Source organism: Mycoplasmopsis felis ATCC 23391 (genome assembly GCF_000701865.1).
In the GTDB taxonomy this organism is placed as follows: Bacteria; Bacillota_I; Bacilli_A; order Mycoplasmatales; family Metamycoplasmataceae; genus Mycoplasmopsis; species Mycoplasmopsis felis.
In genome coordinates this window covers 1-1,232 of the sequence record NZ_JNKA01000044.1, presented here as the reverse complement: position 1 = coordinate 1,232, position 1,232 = coordinate 1, and the positions used below count along the sequence as shown (strand labels likewise).

General features: G+C 22.4%; 1 protein-coding gene and 1 other RNA gene. Both read left to right on the top strand.

Annotated features, from left to right (window positions below; all coding sequences use genetic code 4):
* The first annotated feature begins 219 nt into the window (after window positions 1-219).
* Window positions 220-657, top strand: coding sequence for an SsrA-binding protein (smpB, locus tag T405_RS03545; protein ID WP_036431368.1), 438 nt, complete (start codon window positions 220-222; stop codon window positions 655-657).
* Window positions 657-1,034, top strand: a transfer-messenger RNA (tmRNA) gene (gene ssrA / locus T405_RS03815). Before smpB ends, ssrA begins: the two co-directional genes overlap by 1 nt.
* The last annotated feature ends 198 nt before the right edge of the window (window positions 1,035-1,232 follow it).

Genomic DNA, 1,232 nt, shown 5'->3' with positions numbered 1-1,232 from the left:
AAACCCTTTAAATCTAACTTTTGGAACTAAAACTTTTTTCATTATTACCTTCATTTATTATTTATATTATACTTTTATTATTCTTTAAATTTATAAGTATGTATAAAATTTAAATTAATAAATTTAATATAAACTCATTAATTATGTATTTATGATTATATTAAAATAATAATTTTATTTTTTTAATAAAAATTAAATTATTTTATAATTAAATAACTTATGAAAATCATTTCAACAAATAAGCAGGCTCGTCGAGATTATCAAATTATTGATAAATATGAAACAGGAATAGTTTTAACTGGTTGAGAAATAAAATCTGCAAGAGCTAGTCAAGTTAGTATTGATATTGCATATTGTTCGATATACAAAGATGAAATATATTTAAAAGAATCTTTTTTTAAACAATACATGCAAGTAAAAGCAAATGAAACTCAAGATAGAAAATTATTGATGCATAAAAATGAAATTCGTAAGTTAAAACATATTTTAGATACTCAACAATTAACCCTTATTCCATTGAAAGTGTATTTTAATAATAATTCAAAATTAAAGTTGGAAATAGGATTATGTAAAGGGTTAAAAAAATATGATAAAAGAGAAAAAATAGCAAAAAAAGAACAAGAAATGCAAATACAAAAAACTCACAAATTTTATTAGGGGGTATAATGGTTTCGACATATATGGGTAAGTTTATATTGCAGTAGTGTGGAAGACTATAATTTCTACTAGGCTTTTTTAAACGGAAAAGAACAAAAACAAGAAGTAAACTTTGTTTCACCAATGTTTTACTCAAATCAATCAAATCTTGCGTTTGCTTAATTAAAACACAAGTTATCTTATGTTTTTCCTAGGATATAAGATAGGTCTATAAGGATAGATTTAGTATTTTGACAGATATTAAATTGAATTAAAGTCACATTTTATATTTTATTTTTGTTTATTTATAGATATAAAATTATAAAAATAAACTAAACTGTAGAAGTGTAAACTATATTTATGTATGGACACGGGTTCGACTCCCGTTACCTCCACCAACTTAACAACAGAATAGGATAAAATTTACCTATTCTGATTTTTATTTTCTCGTTTTCTGCTTTTAAAGGTGGACAAAAAAGTTAACATTGTAATGTTAGTTTTTCCTGAGTTTCTGAGTTGAAGACCAAATTTTTAATTTTTTTAGAATCTATATATGTATACATATATAGAAATTTTTATTTTTTGTTTTGAATACT